This window comes from Exiguobacterium sp. UBA1053, from assembly GCF_002316465.1.
GTDB classification, from domain to species: Bacteria; Bacillota; Bacilli; order Exiguobacteriales; family Exiguobacteriaceae; genus Exiguobacterium_A; species Exiguobacterium_A abrahamii.
The window spans coordinates 79,933-102,676 of the sequence record NZ_DCDO01000002.1 but is presented as its reverse complement, the minus strand read 5'-3'; the positions used below and the strand labels follow the sequence as shown (position 1 = coordinate 102,676).

At 48.5% G+C, this 22,744-nt stretch carries 22 protein-coding genes; 5 read left to right on the top strand and 17 right to left on the bottom strand.

Going from position 1 to position 22,744, the window contains the following annotated elements; genetic code table 11:
- Positions 1-5: 5 nt before the first annotated feature.
- Positions 6-854 carry a DegV family protein gene (locus B3G15_RS00940; RefSeq protein WP_290714499.1) on the top strand — a complete coding sequence of 283 codons (849 nt, stop codon included), beginning with the start codon at positions 6-8 and terminating at the stop codon, positions 852-854.
- A gap of 274 nt (positions 855-1,128) precedes the next feature.
- Here B3G15_RS00940 and B3G15_RS00935 read toward each other — a convergent pair whose 3' ends face one another.
- The 9 genes from B3G15_RS00935 to B3G15_RS00895 form a co-directional block, all read right to left on the bottom strand.
- Positions 1,129-1,344, bottom strand: coding sequence for a hypothetical protein (locus tag B3G15_RS00935; protein WP_290714496.1), 216 nt, complete (start codon positions 1,342-1,344; stop codon positions 1,129-1,131).
- On the bottom strand, positions 1,337-1,747 hold the full coding sequence (locus tag B3G15_RS00930) for a hypothetical protein (RefSeq protein WP_064300504.1): 411 nt from the start codon (positions 1,745-1,747) through the stop codon (positions 1,337-1,339). The genes B3G15_RS00935 and B3G15_RS00930 overlap by 8 nt, the downstream gene beginning before the upstream one ends.
- Positions 1,747-3,267 carry a flotillin family protein gene (locus B3G15_RS00925; protein WP_023466783.1) on the bottom strand — a complete coding sequence of 507 codons (1,521 nt, stop codon included), beginning with the start codon at positions 3,265-3,267 and terminating at the stop codon, positions 1,747-1,749. Before B3G15_RS00925 ends, B3G15_RS00930 begins: the two co-directional genes overlap by 1 nt.
- Complete coding sequence (locus tag B3G15_RS00920; RefSeq protein ID WP_133208251.1) at positions 3,264-3,785, bottom strand: hypothetical protein; 522 nt, start codon at positions 3,783-3,785, stop codon at positions 3,264-3,266. The genes B3G15_RS00925 and B3G15_RS00920 overlap by 4 nt, the downstream gene beginning before the upstream one ends.
- Complete coding sequence (locus B3G15_RS00915) at positions 3,775-4,002, bottom strand: hypothetical protein (RefSeq protein WP_290714489.1); 228 nt, start codon at positions 4,000-4,002, stop codon at positions 3,775-3,777. Before B3G15_RS00915 ends, B3G15_RS00920 begins: the two co-directional genes overlap by 11 nt.
- A 152-nt stretch (positions 4,003-4,154) precedes the next feature.
- Positions 4,155-5,342 carry a multidrug effflux MFS transporter gene (locus tag B3G15_RS00910; RefSeq protein ID WP_290714486.1) on the bottom strand — a complete coding sequence of 396 codons (1,188 nt, stop codon included), beginning with the start codon at positions 5,340-5,342 and terminating at the stop codon, positions 4,155-4,157.
- 11 nt (positions 5,343-5,353) lie between these two features.
- Positions 5,354-6,487 (bottom strand): YfbR-like 5'-deoxynucleotidase, encoded by a 1,134-nt coding sequence (locus tag B3G15_RS00905; protein WP_023466777.1) that lies wholly within the window; start codon positions 6,485-6,487, stop codon positions 5,354-5,356.
- A gap of 51 nt (positions 6,488-6,538) precedes the next feature.
- Positions 6,539-7,303, bottom strand: coding sequence for a TerC family protein (locus B3G15_RS00900; protein ID WP_029343196.1), 765 nt, complete (start codon positions 7,301-7,303; stop codon positions 6,539-6,541).
- Between the two features lie 164 nt (positions 7,304-7,467).
- Positions 7,468-8,325: a TerC family protein gene (locus tag B3G15_RS00895; protein WP_290714480.1), complete on the bottom strand. Its 858-nt coding sequence runs from the start codon at positions 8,323-8,325 to the stop codon at positions 7,468-7,470.
- 329 nt (positions 8,326-8,654) lie between these two features.
- Between B3G15_RS00895 and folE2 the strand changes: the two genes are divergently transcribed.
- The 4 genes from folE2 to B3G15_RS00875 all read left to right on the top strand — a co-directional run bounded on the left by folE2 (position 8,655) and on the right by B3G15_RS00875 (position 14,045).
- The gene (gene folE2, locus B3G15_RS00890; RefSeq protein WP_023466774.1) at positions 8,655-9,560 is read left to right on the top strand and encodes a GTP cyclohydrolase FolE2; all 906 of its coding nucleotides are present in this window, start codon (positions 8,655-8,657) and stop codon (positions 9,558-9,560) included.
- A gap of 109 nt (positions 9,561-9,669) precedes the next feature.
- Positions 9,670-11,436: a LytS/YhcK type 5TM receptor domain-containing protein gene (locus B3G15_RS00885; RefSeq protein WP_290714476.1), complete on the top strand. Its 1,767-nt coding sequence runs from the start codon at positions 9,670-9,672 to the stop codon at positions 11,434-11,436.
- Positions 11,417-12,112 (top strand): LytR/AlgR family response regulator transcription factor, encoded by a 696-nt coding sequence (locus B3G15_RS00880; protein ID WP_290714473.1) that lies wholly within the window; start codon positions 11,417-11,419, stop codon positions 12,110-12,112. Before B3G15_RS00885 ends, B3G15_RS00880 begins: the two co-directional genes overlap by 20 nt.
- A 139-nt stretch (positions 12,113-12,251) precedes the next feature.
- A complete protein-coding gene (locus B3G15_RS00875; protein WP_023466771.1) occupies positions 12,252-14,045 on the top strand; it encodes a carbon starvation CstA family protein in 1,794 nt (597 codons plus the stop codon).
- Positions 14,046-14,106: 61 nt separating this feature from the next.
- On the opposite strand, the gene B3G15_RS00870 is transcribed toward B3G15_RS00875, so the two are convergent.
- The 8 genes from B3G15_RS00870 to B3G15_RS00835 all read right to left on the bottom strand — a co-directional run bounded on the left by B3G15_RS00870 (position 14,107) and on the right by B3G15_RS00835 (position 22,705).
- Positions 14,107-14,931 (bottom strand): energy-coupling factor transporter transmembrane component T family protein, encoded by an 825-nt coding sequence (locus B3G15_RS00870; protein WP_290714469.1) that lies wholly within the window; start codon positions 14,929-14,931, stop codon positions 14,107-14,109.
- Positions 14,922-16,625 carry a DUF3744 domain-containing protein gene (locus tag B3G15_RS00865; protein ID WP_290714466.1) on the bottom strand — a complete coding sequence of 568 codons (1,704 nt, stop codon included), beginning with the start codon at positions 16,623-16,625 and terminating at the stop codon, positions 14,922-14,924. Before B3G15_RS00865 ends, B3G15_RS00870 begins: the two co-directional genes overlap by 10 nt.
- A gap of 71 nt (positions 16,626-16,696) precedes the next feature.
- Entirely contained in the window at positions 16,697-17,248 is a 552-nt protein-coding gene (locus B3G15_RS00860) for an ECF-type riboflavin transporter substrate-binding protein (RefSeq protein ID WP_290714463.1), read from the bottom strand.
- The gene (locus tag B3G15_RS00855; RefSeq protein ID WP_290714460.1) at positions 17,245-18,102 is read right to left on the bottom strand and encodes an SAM hydrolase/SAM-dependent halogenase family protein; all 858 of its coding nucleotides are present in this window, start codon (positions 18,100-18,102) and stop codon (positions 17,245-17,247) included. The genes B3G15_RS00860 and B3G15_RS00855 overlap by 4 nt, the downstream gene beginning before the upstream one ends.
- Before the next feature lie 372 nt (positions 18,103-18,474).
- Positions 18,475-18,918: a GDYXXLXY domain-containing protein gene (locus B3G15_RS00850; protein WP_290714457.1), complete on the bottom strand. Its 444-nt coding sequence runs from the start codon at positions 18,916-18,918 to the stop codon at positions 18,475-18,477.
- Entirely contained in the window at positions 18,915-20,102 is a 1,188-nt protein-coding gene (locus tag B3G15_RS00845; RefSeq protein ID WP_290714454.1) for a DUF2157 domain-containing protein, read from the bottom strand. The genes B3G15_RS00850 and B3G15_RS00845 overlap by 4 nt, the downstream gene beginning before the upstream one ends.
- Positions 20,103-20,271: 169 nt before the next feature.
- Positions 20,272-22,251, bottom strand: coding sequence for a methyl-accepting chemotaxis protein (locus B3G15_RS00840; RefSeq protein ID WP_290714451.1), 1,980 nt, complete (start codon positions 22,249-22,251; stop codon positions 20,272-20,274).
- 154 nt (positions 22,252-22,405) lie between these two features.
- Positions 22,406-22,705: a rhodanese-like domain-containing protein gene (locus tag B3G15_RS00835; protein ID WP_035411426.1), complete on the bottom strand. Its 300-nt coding sequence runs from the start codon at positions 22,703-22,705 to the stop codon at positions 22,406-22,408.
- Between the last annotated feature and the right edge of the window lie 39 nt (positions 22,706-22,744).

Here is a 22,744-nt window from a genome sequence, read left to right as displayed (position 1 = left end):
ACGTGATGATCCGATTGATCACAGATAGTGGTGCCGATGCACCAAAAGACATGTTAGATGCTTATGATTTTACGGTCATGCCATTCGGCGTATTGATCGACGAAGACACGTTCTTCGATGGAGAATCGATATCTCCAAAACAACTGTACGATAAGATGCGTGACGGTGCAGCACCAAAGACATTCCAAGTAGAAGTCAGCCGGATGGTCGAGGTGTTCACGCGTCACTTCGAACAAGGTGATCCCTTCCTCTATCTAGCCTTTTCAAGTGAGTTATCTGGAACGTATCAAACCGCGAAGATGCTCGCGGAGGAACTCGCTGAAAAATATCCGAACGTGCCTTATCTCGTGCTTGATACGAAAACCGCTTCAACGGGACAAGGACTATTCGTTCTCGACGTTGCAGAGTATGCACAAACGCATTCGTTTGAAGAAACAGTGGTTTACGCTGAAGCCAAGGTGAATACGATTCGTCATCTGTTTACAGTCGAATCACTCGAATATTTGATGCGCGGTGGACGCGTTTCGCGAGCTAGCGCCTTCATTGGTGGTCTTCTATCAATCTTGCCACTGTTGACAGTCGAAGACGGGAAGTTGATTCCAAAAGAAAAAATTCGCGGACAGAAAAAAGTCATGAATCGAATCGTCGAATGGATGGAAGAAGCGCGTCCGGCGATTGACGGACACCGGATCATGATTGGTCACGGGGATTCGATCGAACGGGCAGAACAGTTAAAACAATTGATTGAAGCACAGTTTTCACCAAGCGAAGTCATCTTGACGATTGCTGGCGCAGCCATCGGTTCACACACCGGACCTGGACTTGTCGTCATTGGGTATGACCTTCCACGTTAACGGCATTTATTCTTACTTCATTAAACGAGACTGACTCAAAAAAAGAATGACTCGTCTGTTCACGCCCTTTCCTCAGGCGAGACACAAGCCAGTTTTCCTACTTCATTCAAGAAGGAAAGCGGGTCTTGTTTGTCTCTGACAGCGCATAAATGCGCTTTTTCCTGTAGGAGTTGCGTGTGACGAGTCATTCTTTTTATTACGAGATAGGGGTGGCAGATCATCATTCTGCCACCCCTATCTTTGTAGAGACTGACTTTTGAGTCAGCTCCGTTTTTTATGAATTGTATCCGAAGAACAGCAGTGCCATGCTTAATCCAAGCGAGGAGACGATGAACACGATCGCCATCCCACCCATTCCAAAGACCAGCATCTTTGGTAAATCACGTCGCTTCTTAAGAAGAGCAGTCAATAACCCGACGTTGATCAAGAAGACGACAACGAACGGGAGCAACAACATCCAACGCTCTTGCAGTAGAAATAAACTATCCATTTCTTTGCTCCCTTCTTTCAGACCCCAAGAATGGTCGGAATAGATTCAGACATAAGAAACGGAATAAGACATAAGCGAACAGAAGTGTCGATACTACTTCGAAACCAACATATCCGACATCACGCCACGTGATTCCTGTCGTCACCCCAGCGAACCAGTACGGGAAGTCGACCGTCAACAAACTGCACATCAAAGCGAGAACGGCTTCCTGACGTGTTTGTCGATCGTAAAGTGAGTAAGATACCTTCTTCATGTTAAATATATTCGCGATTCCGTCATCCGATGTGTACCCTTTGATGATTCCAATGACGCCACCTAGTACCGCCAGTGCATACCATGGAAGCGGCCAAGCGACATGAAAAAGCAGGAGTGCGAACACAATCAATAAGACGCGGATTGCCATCAGTCTTCTGTTTTCGACGCTGCCACCGCATCATGGGAATTCAAGTTGACCGTCAACGGTTTTGCTGTTCCTTTACCGGAGAAGTTCTCGATCAACTCTTTGACATCTAATCCTGACGATGCTTTTAACGTCTCTTGCAGTGACGCCATCAAATCTGTTGCGTAACCGGTGACCCGGTTCGCACCGCCACCTTCACCACTACCTGTATCAACGACTGTGATTTTATCGATATTGCCGAGTGGTGCTGCAATCTCTTTCGCGTACTCTGGCATCATCCGAATGACCATGTCGAGAATCGCTGCTTGTCCGAATTGTTCGAACGCCTGCGCGATTTTTTCTTTTGCTTCTGCTTCCGCAAGACCTTTCAAACGAATGATCTCCGCTTCTGTTTCCCCTTGCGCCCGCTCAGCGTCCGCTTTCGCAAGACCATCCAGACGAATTCGTTCTGCATCTGCTTTTGCCGATGCCTCGATCCGGTATTTCGTTGCATCTGCTTCCGCATATTGCTTCGCACGGTCCGCTTGGGCAGCTTGCTCAATCGAGTAACGATCGGCATCGGCGCGTTTTTTGACTTCCGCATCATATTGTTTCTCACGACGGAGGATTTCGCGTTCTTCGAGCTCGATTTGTTTTTGACGCTCGATGATTTTGATTTGCATCTGTTGCTCGGTGACTTCTTGTTGCGCGCGTGCATTCTCAAGATCATACGCTTGGTCGGCTTTCGCCTTCGCGATATCTTGTTCACGGCGGTAATCTGCCATCTTCAATTGATTTTCTTTTTCCGCTTCAGCGATTTCTGTCGCACGTTCGAGTTCTGCTTTTTTCGCATCTTTTGAAGCTTCCGCCCGTTTGATGCGTGTCTCTTTTTCCGCGTCCGCTGTTGCGATGTCCGCATCCCGGCGCACCTGTGCAATCCGCGGTTTCCCGAGTGACTCTAAGTATCCGTTCTTGTCACGGACGTCTTTGATCGTAAACGAAACGATGACGAGTCCCATCTTCGCAAGATCTTGTGAAGCGACCCGCTGGACTTCTTGTGAGAACTTATCACGGTTCTTATAAATTTCTTCGACGGTCATCGACCCGAGAATCGAACGCAAGTGTCCTTCAAGAACTTCACGCGCTTCCCCTTCCCGCTCTTCCTTTGATTTCCCGAGGAACTGCTCCGCTGCCGTTGCAATCTCAGAAATCGAGCTACCGATCTTGATGATCGCTGTACCGTCTGCCATGACCGGTACACCTTGCTCCGTATAGACTTCGGGTGTCGTGACTTCGAGTTTACTCGATAACAAGCTCAGTGGTGTCGCTTGTTGGAAGACAGGTAACACGAATGTTCCGCCGCCGCGAATAATCTTCACTCGGTTGCCGGACTCATCGGTATTGACGTTGCGTCCTCCGAGATAACTACCCGATACGATCAACGCTTCTTCCGGACCAACTGTTCGGTACTTCGTAATGAATAAGACGATCAATGCAACGATCAACGCGACCGCGACGATCGATACGATTAATACTGGATTCATGTAAACATCTCCTTTTTCCATTGTTGGGGGTACGTCACGACAGACGCGACGCCTTGTTTGATTTCGATGATGAGCACCTTCGTGCCTTGTGGTAAGGCAGGTCCTTCAAACAGAACGGCTGACTTTGATACGCGTCCTGAGACGTCATCAAGTAAGATTTCACCATATCCTTCAGTCGGAATCGGCACGATGACGGTTGCGCTGCGACCTTCTAGCATCTGTTCCGAAAATCCAAGCGACTGTTCGGCTTGTGCCATCGGAACGAATAAAAAGATATGCATCAGCGTCGTCACTAATATCGCAATCACACTGCTGATGATTAAAATCAACATCGAACGAAGCGGACTGAGCTGTTCGAGTCCGAATCCGATCGCTGACGTGATGATGACAAAAGATAAGATCAACGTGGGATGAAAGATTTGGTCGACGCCTGGAATGACGTCTGAGAATAGGATGGACACAAACACACCACAAGCAGCGGCCGCTAACGCATATAAATAAAGTGTACTAACATCCATCTTCGTTCACCTCGATGTAAGGATGTGAGCCATACAGTTCGTGGTAAGCCCTTTGATAAGCAGTCCGGTTTTCCTCAAACAATAAACGAGCCAATTCTTTGTCTCGTTGATCGATTGCCTCTTCTTGACGGCGTAAGTATTTTTTCTGTGCGGCAAAATGACGTGCTAATCTTGCCTCAATCGACGGTTCTCGTTCACGCTGCAACTCCTGTTTCATCGCTCCACTCCTTTCTGAAGTACTGGCTTTCCTTCTCTTCTACGCTTATTTTTTAGAAAATGTTTCAAAATGAATTCCAATTCTTTTCCTTTCATTAAAAGAAAAAAACGTTCATCCCATACAGAGGACAAACGTTTTTGAATAATTAGCGTTTATGAACGATTCGGTCGACGAACAATCAGACCATAATAGAGAATGAGCGCCAGGCAATCTAATGTCATGATGATCAGTCCCATCGGAACAGCCGATTGTTCTCCCATGATCCCGACGAGTGGTGACACGAGCGAACCGACGAGCATCGGCAAGAGCCCTAAAAGAGCCGAGGCACTGCCTGCCGTTGCTCCGTAATTTTGCATCGCTAAGGTAAAACCGAGCGTCGAGATCAAACCGACGCTTGAAACGACGAAGAATAGTGGAATCATAACGAAGATCAGCTGATCCGTTAACGTCAAGGCGAGGAACAATAAGATACTCGCACTCGCAACGATCGTCAAACTGATTCGCATCAGCCGCTCTGAATCGACATGACCCGCAAGACGACCGGCGATCTGTGCTGCTAAGATGATTCCGATTCCGTTTAAACCGAACAAAAAACTGAACTGTTGCGGCGAAGCGCCATAAATATTTTGTAAGACGAATGGTGAACCCGAGATGTAGGCAAACATCGCGCCCATGACGAATGCTTGCGCGAACGCATAGCCGATGAAGACGCGATCCGTCAACAAGCGTCCGAACGTCTTCAACGTCGTCGTCAGGTTTCCTTCGACACGTCTATCAAGCGGAAGCGTTTCCGATAAACGGAGTGCGACAGCAAGTAACATCATTGTGCTTAAAATCGCAAGCAAGTAGAAGACGAAATGCCAGTCACCGAACCGAAGCAACTGTCCCCCGATGACGGGTGCGAGAATCGGTGCCGTTCCGTTGACGAGTGACAAGGCAGCAAAAAACCGCGTCAATTCAGGTCCGTCAAACAAGTCACGAACGATTGCCCGGGAAATGACGATTCCTGACGCTCCAGCTGCCCCTTGGATGAATCGAAGCGCGATCAACACTTCGATCGTCGGTGCCATCGCACAGGCGAGAGAAGCGAGCAGATATGCGAGCAGAGCAACCATCAGCGGTCGTTTACGTCCGCGAACGTCACTCAGCGGACCAACAATCAATTGTCCGAGCGCCATTCCGAGCATACAAGCCGTCAAACTTAATTGGATCAGTGATGCACTCGCATCAAACGAGCGTGACATATCTGGAAAAGCAGGTAGATACATGTCGATCGAGAGCGGTCCGAGTGCAGCAAGCGAACCGAGGATCAAGATCAACGTTAAGCGGCGTGGGGTCATGGTTTCTTTCGTCATGACGTCACGTAATCCAAATCATGCAAGACATAAGCGAGGAAAAAGACGACCGATGGATTTTCATATGTCATCTGAACCTTTTTGAGTTGTGCGCGGTAACCGGTCTCATACTCGACCCCGTTCAACTTCCGTTCCATGTTCATTTTAATCAATGCATCGAGTTTATCGATCACATCGACCATCTGTCCTTCGTATGTCTCGTCTTTTGCTTCAACGACGAACCGACGGAACGGTGCTCGGATTTCTTTCGGTAGATTATTGATCAACGTCTCTCCTTCTGCCCGTTCGTAAGCTTCGAAGGCTGCTGCTGTGACCGGTGTCGCATGTTTGACAGGTCCAAGAACATCTCCCGTCGTTCCTTCAACGAGATCATGACACAAGAGACGCGAGACGACTTCTTCGATGTCGATCGTGACGCCGTACTTCTCTGATTCAATCAGACCATTGAAGATACCAAGCGAGGCTGCTCGAAACGCATGTGTCGCGTCGTTATCATCAATCGTGTTGAAACGTCCTTTCCAGCGCCGAATCGTATCCATCATCAAGACGTTTTCAATGAAATGAGACATCTCGTCCTCTTCCATGACCGACTGTGTCAAGCGACGGATCGAAACGAGTGGATGTCGTTCCAGAACAGCCTGTAATTCCGCTGCCTTTTGTTCGAAAAAGACGGACTCCGTCATCCGTGCTTCTCGGCGTGCGTACAACATCGCATCGAACGTATCGATGGCTTCGACGATCCGCCCTTCCGGCGATTCATCCTCTGCATGCACGAGGTATGTCGTGAACGCTGGTTGAAGCGACTTTGAGAGTAAGGCAACGAGCTGTTCACTTGCTTGCTGTTCCATTGCCTGAATGTGTGCATGTAACGTTGGCTCTTTTTTTGTCCGGTGTTTGATTGGTCCGGTGATGACTTCGTTCATGTCATGGAATAGAGCTTTTCCGAGCAATGTCAGGCGATCGACTGGTGTTTGCCCGTCTGCTTCTTCTAAATAGCTTGCCATCAAACTGAATAAGGCAACACGAAAGCTGTGACTGGCTGCGTTATCCGGAAAACGTGGTGCATATTCATCCCACCGTGGAACGTTTTGCATCCGCGTCAGCATTCGAATGAAATTACCGTTTTGCATGAAATCTCTCCTAACGAAAGACGGACAGAGAGTACCCTGCCCGCCATTGTATTATTTTGCTGATTTGGTTGAACTGCTTCCGCTACGGAACCAACCAATGATTAAAATTAGGGCAAGTACGACCCAGAAGATCGTTTGCCATAGTGTACTCTCTGGAAACTCATGCGGCAAGACGTCGATTGACGGATGCGCGAGTGTCATGACGACCAGTTTTACACCAACCCATGCAACAAGCCAAAAGGCAGCTTCTTCGATACCTGGTCGCTTTTGGAGCAAGACGACGAACCAGCTCGCGAAGTAACGCATGATGACAAGACCGATGATCCCACTGAAAAAGACGACCCAGAATTGTCCTGTGTTCAAACCACCGATCGTTCCACCAATCATCGGTAGTGTCGTCGCCATCGCGACAGCGGCAAGTGTCGAGTCGACAGCGAACGCTAAGTCAGAGAACTCGACTTTAACGACCGTCCACCAAAAGTTCGGTGAGGCTTTTTGTGAGGCAATCGTGTCCGGTACTTGGTGTTTATTCGATCGTGCCTCGACGATTCCTTTAAACGCGACGTAGAAAAGGTAAATCGCCCCGAGTGCTTGAAGTTCCCAAATCGTCGCTAAATACGAAGCAAAGAAGATTGCCACGAAACGTAAGACGAGTGCTCCGACGAGACCATAGAAAAGCGCCTTTTTACGTTGATCGTCTGGTAACGGTCGGACCAGGACCGCCATGACCATCGCATTGTCGGCGGATAGTAATCCTTGCAAAATGATCAGTACGAGCCCGACGGTCGCATACTGTGTAATTAATCCAATATCCATACTAACGAATCCCCTTTATTGTTCAGTCTATTTATTATATGCCGGTCGTCCGGAAAGAAAAAGATGCAAGCTCGACTCAAGTACTTAACCTTGTGTTTTATTCCCATTGTTTAAGAAAACCTAACACAAAAAAACGACCCGTCATCGACGGATCGTTCCATTTTTTATAAGTTTTGATCGACTTTCTTTTCAGCATCTGGATTTGGTTTTGTTTTTGGTGAAGAGAACCACCCCCAAAGAGCAAGACCGACCATGACTGTCCAGAAGAATGCCTGCCACGGTGTACTATGGGCGAATCCTTCAGGAAGCTTCAAGGCTTCAAAGATCGTTCCTTCGATTGATGCGTGGTATTTCGGGTGTTCAAGCGCCAGAACGGCTAGCTTCACACCGACCCAAGCGACGATTGCAAAGGCTGCTGTCTCAAGACCTGGGCGATCTGCAAGTAATTTAACAAAGACACGTGCTGCGAAACGCATCAAGACAACACCCATCAAACCACCTGTTAAGATGACGATGAAGTGACCTGTGTTCAAACCACCGATTTCACCTGTTCCCCAGTTTGGAAGGGCAACGGCAAGGGCAACCGCAGCAAGAATCGAATCGACTGCGAACGCTAAGTCTGCGAACTCGATTTTCGCAACTGTCCGCCAGAATTCACCTTTTGAAACTGGCTCTTCCGACTTCGGTTCTTCATCTAGTTCATTTTCAGCCCCATGGTTCTCACCGAGCTTTCTGGCCTTAACGGTCTTATAAATATGCCGTAATCCCATGATGAGCAAGTACGCCGCTCCGAGTGCTTGGATTTGCCAAATATCGACGAGGAACGAAATCGCGAACAATGCCGCGAATCGTAAGACGAACGCTCCAGCTAGTCCATAAAAAAGTGCTTTCTTTTGTTGTTCTCCTGGTAAGTGCTTGACCATGACCGCGAGTACGAGTGCATTATCCGCTGAAAGTAATCCTTCAAGCGCGATCAAGACGAGTACGACCCAGGCATACTGTAATAGTAACTGCCAATCCATCTCTGTCATCCCTTTCTCTTACTACCTGTAAAATAAAAAAACTTCAATTATTGACCATGACGAAAAAACAATGATTACACGTTCACCTGAACATATACTATAGGATAGTATACCCGATTGCAAGTAAGTTATTCCTATAGATATAGAATGTGTCGATTTTGAGTCGTGCGAGTTTCGTTTATCGAACGTTCGTGATAAAATTCAAGACAATACTTCTAGCGATGAAAAGATGAAACACATTTGCGGAATCATCAGACTTGCTCGTCTCTAGCATTCCTGTCATGTTATTACTATTGAAACACTACAAAAGGACAAAGGGGCCAATGAATATGTCTACCTACCCGATTACGTTACCAACAAAAGAAGAGCGCCATAAGCTGTTCGGTTCGGTACCACCAATCAAAGGAACAAAACCGACTGAAAAAGATAAGATGGTCGACTTGCAAAATACACCGAAGAACTTCTTGTTCGCACTAGATGCTGTCGGAATCTCAAACGTCAAACATCCTGTCGTCATCCAAGACGGAGACAAAACACAAGCTACAGTCGCGACGTTTGAACTGTCGACATCACTCGTACAAGACCGTAAAGGGATCAACATGAGCCGTTTAACGGAGCAACTGGATCAATACCATAACGAAGGTTGGACGGTCACGAACGAGTCACTCATTCAATTCGCGCGTGATTTAGCAGACCGCATGGAACAAACGGAAGGTCAATTGACGATCCGTTACCCATGGTTCTTCACACGTAAAGCACCTGCAACAGGTCTTAGTGGCTTGATGAATGCTGAAGTATGGCAAACAGTCAGCGTCAACACGGAAACAGACGAAGCGACATTGTCTGTCGGCTTGACGATCAACGTCACGACACTTTGCCCATGTTCAAAAGAAATTAGCGAATACAGTGCTCACAACCAACGTGGTTACGTCACGATGGAAGCATCGTTACGTGATGAAGCAGAAGACTTTGACTGGAAACAATCATTGCTTGATGCTGCTGAATCCAATGCCTCAGCGCCACTTCACCCAGTACTCAAACGTCCGGATGAAAAGCGCGTGACAGAGATGGCATACGAAAACCCACGTTTCGTAGAAGACATGGTTCGCTTGATTGCTGCTGACCTGTACGAAATGGACCCAATCGCTTCGTTCTACGTCGAATGCCGTAACGAAGAAACGATTCACCAACATGACGCGATCGCACGGATCACGTTCGATAAAGACGCACAATAAGTAAGTCTGCCGTACTCTCTCTTAAACCGAGCGAGTACGGCTTTTTTGTATACCGGCATTGCTCTCCGTTTTGCGAGCGTTTACACTTAACTCGAATGGAGGAATGCACATGTTGGAACTGATTCCTTTTTTACTCGAACGACTCGGTATCATGATCATCTTAGCGTTCATCCTCGCCCAGTGGGGACCGACACGACGGCTGCTGCGTCAACCGGAAGCGGGCTGGCAATTTCGTGTCCTCGTCCTGTTTTTTGCGACGTACGGTATTTTAAGCAATTATACAGGGGTCAAAGTCGACTTAGCTGAATTCTTACCCCATGCTTGGCTCGAAGAAGTCGACGGAACATCAGCGATTGCGAACACACGAACGATGATTGTCGTCATCAGCGGATTGCTCGCTGGTCCGCTCGGTGGCTTGATGACCGGACTCATCGTCGGGGTTCACCGGTATTCCCTCGGCGGATTCACAGCATTCGCTTGCGCGCTTTCGACCGTCATCGCCGGTGGTGTCAGCGGTCTCTTACGCTCCTATTGGCGCGACCGCCTCAGTAGCCAAGCCTTATTGCCCGTGTGTCTGACTGCTTTTTTAATGCTGTTTGAAATGTCACTGATTTTACTGTTTTCCCGTCCCTTTGATGCGGCAGTCGAACTCGTTCAATTCATCTTTTTACCGATGACACTGATCAACGTCCTCGGTGTCTGGTTGTTCTTATCGATCATCCGCCTTGCTGCACGAGAAGAGGAAACGGTTCGCGCACGAGAAGCAGAACGGTCGTTGCATATCGCCGATTTGACGCTTCCGCATCTGACGCGTGGTCTACATATCCATACGGCAGAAGCTGTCGCGGAAATTCTGTTGCAGCAAACGCGAGCCGAAGCCGTCTCACTAACGGATCGTTCCGTCATCCTGGCGCATATCGGTATCGGGAGCGACCACCATCAAGCTGGCAGTCACTGGACGACGAAACCGACCGAGCATGTCTTGCAGGACGGACAAGTTCGTCTTGTGACGGAACGACTCGATATCGGCTGTCCCGTAACGGATTGTCCGCTTCAAGCCGGCATCATCGCTCCGCTCATCGTTGGGGAAACGACGATCGGGACGTTGAAAGTCTATTATCCTCATGCCGAATTGCTCGACGCCGTCGAAGTCGAACTCATTGAAGGGTTAGCGAAATTGTTCTCGACACAACTAGCACTCGGGAATGCAGAACGTCAAGCTGGTTTACTGAAAGATGCCGAGATCCGGGCACTTGAAGCACAAATTCATCCCCACTTTCTGTTTAATGCAATCAATACGATTTATGCACTGTGCCGGACGGATGTCGAACAGGCACGCACGTTGCTGCTCGAATTATCGACGTTCTTTCGTAGTAATCTCCAAGGCGCACGATCGACGAAAATTCCGCTCCAAAAAGAACTCGAGCACATCGAGGCGTACACATCGCTTGAAGCCGCTCGTTTTCCGAATCGTCCGTTTCTCGATATCGATTTAGCGGAAGAGACGACATCTTTACTCGTTCCACCGTTCATCTTACAACCGTTGATCGAAAATGCGTTCCTTCATGCGTTTTCTTCTGAACAGACAGGATATGTCGGGGTGACGGCATGGTGTGAGGCAGACCAGCTGTGTCTCGAAGTCGTCGATAACGGACGCGGGATTGATGCCTCTCGTCTTTCCCGTCTCGGTCGAGAAGTCGTTCCGTCCTCAGGCACCGGTACCGCATTATTCAATACGGCAGAACGGATTCGAAGTTTATATGGTGAAAAGGGACAGTTTACGATCACGAGTGACGGTCAAAACGGCACGACGATCGCGATTCGTCTCCCGATTGAAGTCAGAAAGGAGATCCAGCATGCGCACCTTGTTGATTGAAGATGAACCGCTCGCACGTGACGAGCTCCGTTATCACGTCACTGCAGCCGGTCTTGAAGTCGTCGGGGAAACCGGCAGTGTCGAGGAAGCCGAACGACTCGTTCGCTCCCTTCAACCTGACTTAGTCTTTCTCGATATCGAGCTGACGGACGGAAGTGGTCTTGAAGTCGCCAAACGCTTAAAGTCGATGCCACGTCCTCCGGCTCTTTTGTTTGTGACGGCATACGATGCTCATGCGCTTGAAGCGTTTGAGCTGAATGCTTATGACTACATCTTGAAACCGTATGACCCGGCACGGATTGTCCGTGCGATTGAAAAAGTCGCGCGACCGCTTCCGAAAAAAGCACCTCGACTTGAACGTTTAGCCGTCGAGACAGGCGAACAACTGAAATTATTATCTCCTCAAGATATCGATTACATCGTCGCTGAGAACGGGAAGACGAAGATCGTCACGGAGCATCATGCGTATCCATCGAACGAGACCTTACTCGAACTCGAACGAAAGCTTCAAGATCATCGTTTTTTACGAGTTCATCGTTCGTATCTCGTGAACTTATCGGCAATTGACGCGATCGAACCTTGGTTCAACGGGGCTTACAACTTAAAGATTCATCGGATCGATGTGCCGGTCAGCCGGACGTATGTCAAACTACTGAAAGAAGCGCTTGGTATTTAAGCGCTTCTTTTTTGTGATTCAGGTGCCGTTTTCAACCTTTCATCGAACAAAAACGACAACTCATCTAAAAAATAAAGAAAGCGCTTCCACTAATTGTATACTAAATCCATCATAGTTCATTCAAGAGGAGGAATTTTAGATGAGCGCTACTCCAATCGTTATTGCTGTCATCTGTATCTTATTAATCGCGTATCGTCTCTACGGCACGTTCATGGCCGCGAAAGTCTTAAAAATCAAAGATGATCGCGAAACGCCCGCTCATAAATTAGCGGACGGAAAAGATTACGTCCCAACGAACAAATGGGTCTCGTTCGGACACCACTTCGCAGCAATCGCTGCTGCCGGTCCACTCGTCGGACCTGTCCTTGCTGCACAGTTCGGATATCTCCCCGGCTTACTGTGGCTTTTGATCGGTGCCGTCATCGGTGGAGCGGTCCATGATATGGTTGTTCTTTTTGCCTCGATGCGCCAAGATGGTCAGTCGCTATCTGAAGTCGCTAAAAAAGAGCTGGGACCAGTCGCTGGTTTTTGTGCCGGACTTGCGATGCTCTTCATCATCACGATCACGATGGCTGGTCTATCGATGGTCGTCTTGCATGCCCTTGAACATAACCCATGGGGTACATTCGCTGTCTTCTCGACGATTCCAATCGCGATGTTCGTTGGGATTTACTTACGTAAAGGTGGCAATTTAGCACTTGCTTCAACAGTTGGTTTTCTACTGATTCTAGCTGCGATTGGTTTTGGTCCTCAGTTAACGGAAACATTCATCGGTGACTGGTTCGATCTTTCGTCCCGTCAACTCGCGATTGCTTTACCGATTTATGCATTCTTCGCTGCTGCACTGCCAGTGTGGCTCTTACTCGCACCTCGTGATTATTTATCGAGTTTCATGAAAATCGGTGTCTTCCTTGCCTTGATCGTTGGTGTCTTCATCATCAACCCAGACATTCGATTCCCAGCATTCACGAAATTCGTTGATGGTGGTGGTCCAATCATCGCTGGTCCAGTCTGGCCATTCATCTCGATCACGATTGCCTGTGGTGCGATATCTGGTTTCCACGCCTTCGTTGGTTCTGGTACGACACCGAAGATGATCAATCGATGGAGCGACATCAAACCCGTTGCCTTCGGTGCTATGCTTGTCGAATGTCTTGTTGCCGTCATGGCATTGATCGCTGCGACATCGCTTGAAGTCGGTGATTACTTCGCCATCAACTCAACACCAGAAGTATTCGCGACGCTTGGTATGAGCACGGTCTATCTTGATGATTTATCCCGTGAAATCGGTCTCGATCTGGCAGGTCGAACAGGTGGTGCCGTCTCACTCGCCGTCGGTATGACATTCATCTTCCGCGCCATCCCGTGGTTCAAAGAGATTGCCGGATTCTTCTTCCAATTCGTCATTCTATTCGAAGCGGTCTTCATCTTAACCGCAATCGATGCAGGAACACGTGTCGCCCGTTACTTGATTCAAGATTTCTTCGGGGAGTTCTACAAACCACTCAAACGTGTCGACTGGATTCCAGGTGCGATCTTCGCTTCGGCACTCGGGACGTTCTTCTGGGGCTATCTCCTGTTTTCGGGTGACATCGGTTCGATTTGGGCATTATTCGGGGTATCGAATCAGCTGATGGCGTCGATCGGCTTGATCATCGGAACGACGATCATCTTGAAAATCGCCGATAAAAAAGTCTATGCGCTGACGACGTTCATCCCGCTCGTCTATCTTCTGATCACAGTAACGTTCGCGGATATCTGGATGGTCGCAAACGTCTATGCGAATCCCGATTCTCCAGGTTTCAGCATCTTGAATACGGTCTTGTCCGTAACGATGGGACTGCTCGCGATCGTCATCACGATCTCAGCCGTCAAGAAATGGATTGAACTGTTGAATTCACCTCGTTGGGAAAATCAAAAACGATCTGCGTAAGCGGATTGGTCATATGACAAAAGGCAGTGGACGCATCCACTGCCTTTTTCGTATCTCATTTTTAAAACGGATTATAAAAGCGATTACCATCATAGAAAGTGACGACGAATGACAAAACCGTCAAAAGTAGCACACAGCCGATCGCGACATAATCGATTCGTGTCATCGTCTGTTGGTTGTACCACGTCCGCTTTCGTCCGGCACCGAATCCACGGAGATCCATCGCATTGCTGACGGTCTCAATCCGCTCGAGACTCGTAAATAGCAACGGAAGTAAAATCTGGATGCTATTGCGTGCCCGCTGCCAAAGGGAGCCGTGTGAGACAGCAATCCCTCGTGCTTCTTGAGCGTTCGCGATCGTCCGGAAATCAGATTGAACGTCCGGAATATAACGGAGCGCTAAGGAGACCGCAAAGGCAATCTTATACGGAACACCAATCCGATTCAAAGAAGAAGCGAACTCCGTCGGATGGGTCGTGACGAGAAACAACACAGCAATCGGAACGATCACACTGTATTTTAAGATTAAATTGAACAGATAAAATAATTGTTCTGCGGTCATCGTAAATCGTCCGATTCCTTCAAGTAAGACGTGACGCGATCCGTAGATTGCTACGCCTTGCTCTGGTTCAAACAGATAAACGGCGAGCGCATTAATCAGGACGAATAGCGCTGTAAAGATCAAGACGAATCGGACTTCCCGAAACTGGATACGCGACAATCGGAATAACACGATACTGACTAACCCCATTACAAGTAAGACACGTATATCATAGGTGAACATCGTTGCTGTCGTAAATAATAAGAATCCGATCAGTTTCGTCGTTCCCGTCAATCGATGAATCGGTGACGTTTTTTCAATATAACCAAGCATTTCTACAGCCATTGTTCCCGCTCCTTTCGCTCCGCCGTAATCACGGACTCGACGAATCGTTCCGGGTCTATATCGAGATATTGCGCTATCGTAAAGAGTGATGTTTGTTTTAAATGGGCGTGATGCAGTAATTGTTCTTGATTCAGCAGTCCAAATGATGTTCCAGCATAACGGATACGCCCAGCTTGCACGAGGCAGACTTGATCGCTGTATTCTAAGACGAGGTGCATATCATGTGTGATGATGAGTAACGTCATTCCGTCCTGCTTCAATCCTTCTAAAAAGTCCATCATATCCGAATAATGCCGATAATCTTGACCGGCTGTTGGTTCATCGAGAATCAAGATATCCGGTCGTCGAACGAGAATCGAAGCAATCGTCACTCGTTTCTTCTGACCAAAACTCAGTGCTTGAATCGGCCAATTACGAAACGGATATAATCCGCAGCGACGTAATGTCTGCTCGAGACGCTCGTTTTCTTCCGCCTCACTTAATCCGAGCGCCTGCATCCCGTAGCGGATTTCCTCCTGCACGAGGTGCTTCGAAATCATATGATTCGGATTTTGCAGAACGAATCCGATCGCCCCCGCCCGCTCTGCGATCGATTGGTTCGTGATGTCGGTTCCGTCAAGTAGGATCCGACCACCTGTCGTCCGTTGGTAACCACTCAACACTTTCGCAAGCGTGGATTTCCCGGCACCATTCTGACCGACGATCGTCGTCAGCGTTCCCTTTTGAAAAGAGGCTGTCACATTCTCAAGCACTGGCGTTCCTTGGCGATAATGAAACGCCAACTGCTCAAGTTCAAGCAATGCAGTAGAGGTTGCAGTCTCTTTTTGAGCAGCTTCCTCTAAACGCTCCAACACGTTCGTCTGGTTGAATCGCTTTAAAAAGGGATCGATGCGGCTCGGCTGATCTGAAGGTTGAACGGCAAGCCCAGCCCAGCGTGCGGCACTGACATAGAGAGGTTCACGCAAAATCGCTTCTTGCAGTTTTCCGTTACTTAAGATGACATCCGGATGATCATCAGCGATGATTTCGCCATCGACCATGACGATGATGCGGTCAAACGGAATGACGAGTACATCCTCGATCCGATGTTCGATGACAATCAATGTGCGATTCGTATCACGTTGCAGTCGATCCATAAGCGTCATCGCCTCTTGTCCCGCTACTGGATCGAGATTCGCGAGCGGCTCATCAAACAGTAAGATGTCCGCATCTTCGACGAGGACTCCGGCTAATGCCGCCCGTTGTCGTTGTCCTCCTGATAGATCATTCAATCGTGCTTGCAAGAGCGTCTCGACATCCGTCATCCGTGCGACACGTTCGACGATCTCCTGCATTTCCGGTCGCCCAGTCTGTTTATTTTCGAGCGCAAAGGCGATGTCTTCGCCAACCGATAAACCAACGAACTGCGCATCTGGATCCTGTAACACTGTTCCAATATGCAGCGAACGATCAAATAACGATAACTCCCGGGCATCTTGTCCTTTGATCAGGACCTGTCCTTCCCACGTTCCAGGGTACGAGAACGGAATCAACCCATTGATGCACTGGGCGAGCGTACTTTTTCCTGAACCCGACGGTCCAACGATTAAGATGCGTTCGCCTGCTTGAATCGTTAACTGAATCTGTCGAAGTGTCGGTTCCGACTGACTCCGATATGTAAATGAAAAATCCTGAAATTCGATTACGTTTGTCATGTCCTTCTCCCCCCCAAGCTAAATGAGCTATGATCCTGCCGTCTCTTCGCACAGGATCATAGCTCATTCGGTCAAGCTTCGCGTTTCAAGCTGCCTGCTTTACTTCTTGTTTTGGCATAGGTGACGAGCAACAACGTTCCAATGACACCGACTGTCAAGATGTTCGATGTCGCAGCGACAGCCCCTTGGACGAAGACTTTGTTCGCTGGCTCCGTGTAAATTAAGATATCGAGTACCGGTGCAATGATGATCCAACCGATCGCTTGCACGATGGCTTGTGTCGCATTGAATAAGACGATTTTACGTGTCGTCAATCCACCTTCTTCTAAGCGAATCCGGTTAGCGATCAATCCGATACCAAACCCGACGAAGCCGGAGACGATGACCCAACTCCACCACGGGGAACCATATAAAATCGCATCTTTTAATCCATGACCGATTAAACCAATCAAACCGGCTGTGACCGGTCCGAACAAAACTGCCATGAATGCGAGAAATGCATAGGTTGTCTCGATTGACGTGTTCGGTACGCCTGTCGGAATCGCAGCGAATCGACTTAAAATGATGAATACAGCTGCTCCGATCCCGGTTGCGACGATCTGTTTTGTCGTAAATCCTTTCATGTTCGATCTCCTCCTTTGATTTGTTGTACGTTAACACTCCAATCATTTCCGATCCCAACCTCAAATGCATGCGCAAACGAACTTTGATTCAAGGCAAGAGCAATCTGATCTAGCGAATTGATGTAAACGACGCCTGAACCGACTGGTACGTCGGCGAACGAATGACCAAAGAGCAGTGTCTGTTCATAGACGATTCGTTCCCGATACGAAATCATTACCTTGACGTGGCTGCCGATATCGAGACCCGCCTGACGGACGAGAGCGACCGGAATATTCGTCCAGACATTTCCGAAGCGAACATCGAGAATCTCGACGATACCAGTAACACCGGTATCTGACGACGAGGCAACTGTCCGGTCGAGCAAAACGATGTCCGAAGCAGGTAAAACAGGTCCCACTTCCTCGAAGGTGATGACACGGCTTGATAATCGAGCTCCCGTGAAGGCAAAGATATCTCGTCCGTGAAACGTATACGATTCCCCCATCCGCGGTAAGCGATGCCGTCGATCATCGAGTTGCCTCACTTCAGCAATGTATCCGGCTTGCCAAAGATGCGTCAACGTCCCGTTATCCGGTGTGATGATGTATTGATTCGCATGCGTCCGCGCGACGACACTCTTTCGACTTGATCCGACTCCTGGATCAACAACAGAAACGAACACCGTTTGCTCCGTCCAGTACGGTACCGTCTGCAGTAACCGATAGGACGCTTCCCAAATGTGGAAAGGCGGAATGTCGTGCGTCAAATCAAATATCCGAATCTCTGGATTGATGCTATGCGCAACCCCATACATCGCACTCACTGCCCCGTCACTCACGCCAAAGTCTGTTTGCAATACCAATGCTTCTGCCATCTCGTCATCCTCCTCCTGCGCGAACGTCCCCACAAAAAAGACACCACGCCCTCATCTCTCAGGACGTGATGTCTGATCACGTGGTACCACCTTCGTTCATGGCTCAACTCACGTTCAGCCACCTCTAGGAGTACGAGACTCCATGGAATGCTAACGGTATCCGTCCTACCGGTCGGTTCTACTGATGAACACGGTTCACGTTCTTCCGACTGCTCCGGGACCATCTTCAAATGACGAAATCGTCTCATTTCCAGCAACAGAGACTCTCTATCGATTTCTGATCACTTTACTCTTCCCGTCTACGCATGCAGATTTAGTTGTCTGAAAATTTAAATTAATCGTACAACCGTTTCATTGCTGACGCAAGGTTTTTTATTCAGAAATTTTTAAATTCGTCGTCCGGATCGTTCCCCATGGTGACACATCCGCACGGACTTCCAGTGCTTTAGCTTTCTCGTATTGTTTTCCGCTTCCCTGTTCGACATAATACTGCGTCAACTGTGGAATCGACACGTATTGATCGTAATAGTCGCCAGTAACACTTCCGAAGAATCGTTCATTCGAAATCCGGTCGATTTGAGCATAACCAGAAGCATCTGTCTTGAAGCTGACATAAACACGCCCATTTTGAATCGTCGGACCTGGTTTTAAATCCGGATACTGAAGCATCACGTATTCACCGTAAACGGGATCAAACGGATCAAACGGCTCTGCCCGAAAACGGTACGATGTTCCGAACCAGGAGGTCGCAAAAAAGCTGACAATCAACAGACCAACGGCGCACGTCTGCAATACAGGCATTAGATAGCGCTTCATGACGTCACACCTCCTCTACGGCGTAACCACCATAAGACACCGGACAATAGGAAGATGAGGAGCGCACCGATGAGGAAAAACAAAGACATGTTCAAACGATCCCACGCATAGATGACGTATATCGCGATTTGAACGAGAATGAAATAGAGGAAGGCTGGCCAGATGACGGCATGACGACGTTCTTGATACAACAGATACAGTAGCGCGGATAGTTCAACGAGAATGGCGAGTAGAATGGCCTGTTCATCAAGCCACAGGACTCCAACGAATCCAAGCGGAACGATAAACAATAAGGAGCGACGTTTTTGATAGAGGAAAATTCCTAACCCGATGGATACGATAGCTAGCAGAATCGCTTCTGTCATGGATGGTAATGCGGCATTTGATTCCGCACGTACAGACAGATAGACGATCGAACTGATGGCAGCGACGACCAGATAGACCATTTCGACGATCCGACGATTGGACTCCTCACGAACAAGCCAGAGAACGGGAACGAGTAAAAACAGCGACCAGACCGGCCACAGGAATCCGTCATACGATACGAGGAGAAACAAGGAGAGACCACTGAAGAAGAGAAACAGCCAGCTAAACAAAAGCGATGGCAGACGTTGACTGAAGTAAAACCAACTGAACGACAACACGACCATCAGACCGAACGACGTCCAGTCGAGATAACTCGCCTGTTCTTGACCAAAACCATCGAGACTCGTGAATATCGTCCATCCGGAAAGGAAGGCGACGACACCGTATGCTTCATGACGCCAAAGCATATAATGCACTAATGCGGCGACAAACATACACCAACTGAGCAGTGATCCTTCCATCGGCAAGTGAAAACTTTGAACAACGACGAGAATCGAGGCGCCAAACGCTAGGATTCCACCGATTCGGAAGACAATCGGATGCAATATACTCCGACGTTCCGAAAGATCCGCCATGACGTAACAGCTCCACATGAGTGCTACGACAAGTCCAATTTTCCAGCCGATCGGCATCGCTTGCCAGTTGGCAGCTAAAAAGCTGAATACAGCCAAGACGACGAAGGTCCCTCCAACAATCAACAAGAGCGGGAGGCGTTGTTTCGTTGAATGTTGCTTTTCGTAGGTCATGATTCGTTCGACGGTTGATTCATCCAACAGACCCGCATCCTGCCACTCACGTATCTTGCGTAACTGCTTCACCGTACCCACCTCCTTCGAAGTGTTAGATACTTATTATTTTCCCGTTTTAACCCCGTCTCAAGCCCGGATTCACAAGGATTATAAGCTATTTGTTCCGTTTGTCATCGAATGTTGACAGACAAAAAAAGCAAGGAAGACGGGCTTCCTTGCCTTTTTTTGATTTGATCATTTAAACACGGAAACGGGCAACGAGTACCTGTAGTTCTTCCGCCATATCGGATAATACTTTGGCGGATTGCGAAATCTCTTCCATCGCACTCAACTGTTCTTCGGTCGTCGCTGCGACTTGTTTCGAAGCGGACGAATTCTCTTGCGCGATATGTGCGATTTCCGTCGCTGACGCAGATACTTCTTGGACGTTCGCTGCAATTTCTTCGACCGTCGCCGTCACGTCTTCGATCCGTGGTGTCATCTCTTGCGTCCGTTCGAGAATCTTCTGGAATCGTTCTGCTGATGCTTCTGTCGTCGATAAACCGGCTTTCGTCTGTCCCGATACTTCTTTCATCATCGTGACTGACTGATCCGTCTCCTGCTTGATGTTTTGAATCAGTTGCGCAATCTGCTTCGTTGAATCCTGTGACTGCTCTGCTAGTTTACGCACTTCACTTGCGACGACGGCGAACCCTTTTCCGTTTTCGCCTGCCCGTGCTGCTTCAATCGCCGCGTTCAGTGCCAATAAATTCGTTTGTTCGGCAATGCCGTTGATGACATCGACGATTTTCCCGATTTCATTCGAACGATGTGCGAGTGAGCTGATGACACCACCAAAGTTTTGAACGGAGGCATCGATTTCTTTCATCTGCTGGACGTTCTGCAGGACAGCAACTGTTCCGTTCTCAGCTTCTGTTGCCGTTGAACGTGATAGTTCCGACACATCGGTCGAACTCTCAGCAATTCGCATGATGCCCGCTGTAATCGACTGGAGCGAAACGGCATTCGCATCGAGTTGACGTTTCGATTGATCCGCCCCTGCTGCGACCTGTTGAATCGATCCCGCGATCTGTTCCGATGCGGACGTCGTCTGGGCAGAGTTCGCCATTAATTCCTGCGACGAGCCGGCCACTTGTGTGATCGACTGGTCGAGATTGATGATGATCGAGCGGAGTGAATCGACCATGACGTTAAAGCTTTGCGCAACTTGCCCGACCTCATCGTTTGATTCAACGATGACGGGTTCCGTCAAATCACCAGATTGAATCCGTTCTGCCCCACGTGTCAAATGACCGAGTGGGCGTAAGATCGAGCGAAGGATGAAGTAAATGAAGACGGCTGCGACGAGTAACATTCCGCCGATGACAGCAAGCGTTGTCCACAGAATACTCGACGTCGCATCGGTGATTTCATGATCGTACAGGGTTCCGGCAACCTTCCACTTCGTTAAATCGTTCGTCATGAAGTCCATCTGTTTACCTTCATTTTCGAATTCATACGAAAATTGTCCGGCTGGGTCATCGTAGAGTGGCGCAACCCAGTTCCCTGTTGCCTTTTCACCTGGTTTTAGCGTCGGGTGCGTAACGAACTTCTTATTCGAATCGAGAATCGTCACATAACCCTCTTTACCAATTTTAATCTTTTTCGCGATTTCCGCGATGCGGTCGACATCGACATCAATCGCCACGACACCTCTTCCGTTGCCCGTCGTTTGTGACAACGTCACCATCATCTTGTTCGAGGCAGCATCGACGTATGGATCCGTGATGACGACTTTTCCACCGGCTGCTTCAGCCGATTGGTACCACGAGCGCTCACGTGGGTCATAATCCTCGGGCATGACTTGTTCCGGGAAAATATTCATATCCCCGTCCGTCGTCGCGAAATAGATGTTCGCCGCCTGCGGATGCATATCGAGATATTCCGTCATTTTTTCCTTCAACGCTGCATTTTGTTTTCCTTTTTGATAGAGCGTCCCGTCAATTCGGTCCGCAAAAAAGGCGACATCGCGCCGCATTGGATCAATGATGTTTTGAATCTCATCATTCATCCGGTCGACTCCACTATGAGCAGATTGAAGAATCTGTTCCGTCATCTTTTGTTTCGCGAGGTCATATGCGACAAAGCCGATTACTAATGCAGGAATCATCAAAAGTAGAATCGATGTCACGATTAATTTTTGTTTGATGCTCATTGTTCGTTTGATCTTTTGTTCCATGTGTCACTCCATTCTCGAGTGCAAGGACTCGCTATTCTACCTTCTCTATCGGAAGAATAACGAAAAATATTCATAGAAAAATCGATAAACGTGTACTAGTTCACATGAAAAAAGACGACTCAGTTCGAGTCGTCTTCCTTGGTAATGCTTACCCTTATGCTTCTTGATCGCCCTTCCAGTTCATCATACCGCCTTCGACGTTGACGATGTCGTATCCATATTGCTCGAGGAAACGACCGACGTTTTCGCTCCGCGCACCCGCTTTGCAGATCAAGTAGTAGGTTTCGCCTTCTTGCAATTCCGTATAGCGTTCGCCGATCTCAGACATCGGAAGGAGGCGGACGTTCGGAATATGTCCTGCATCGTATTCATCCTGCTCACGGACGTCGACGACATGCAACGCCTCACCTGCCTCTAATCGCTCTTGTAATTCATCTACATGAATCGTTTTCATCTCGTATGACCTCCTGTATGGTTCTGCCGTAAGTGTAGC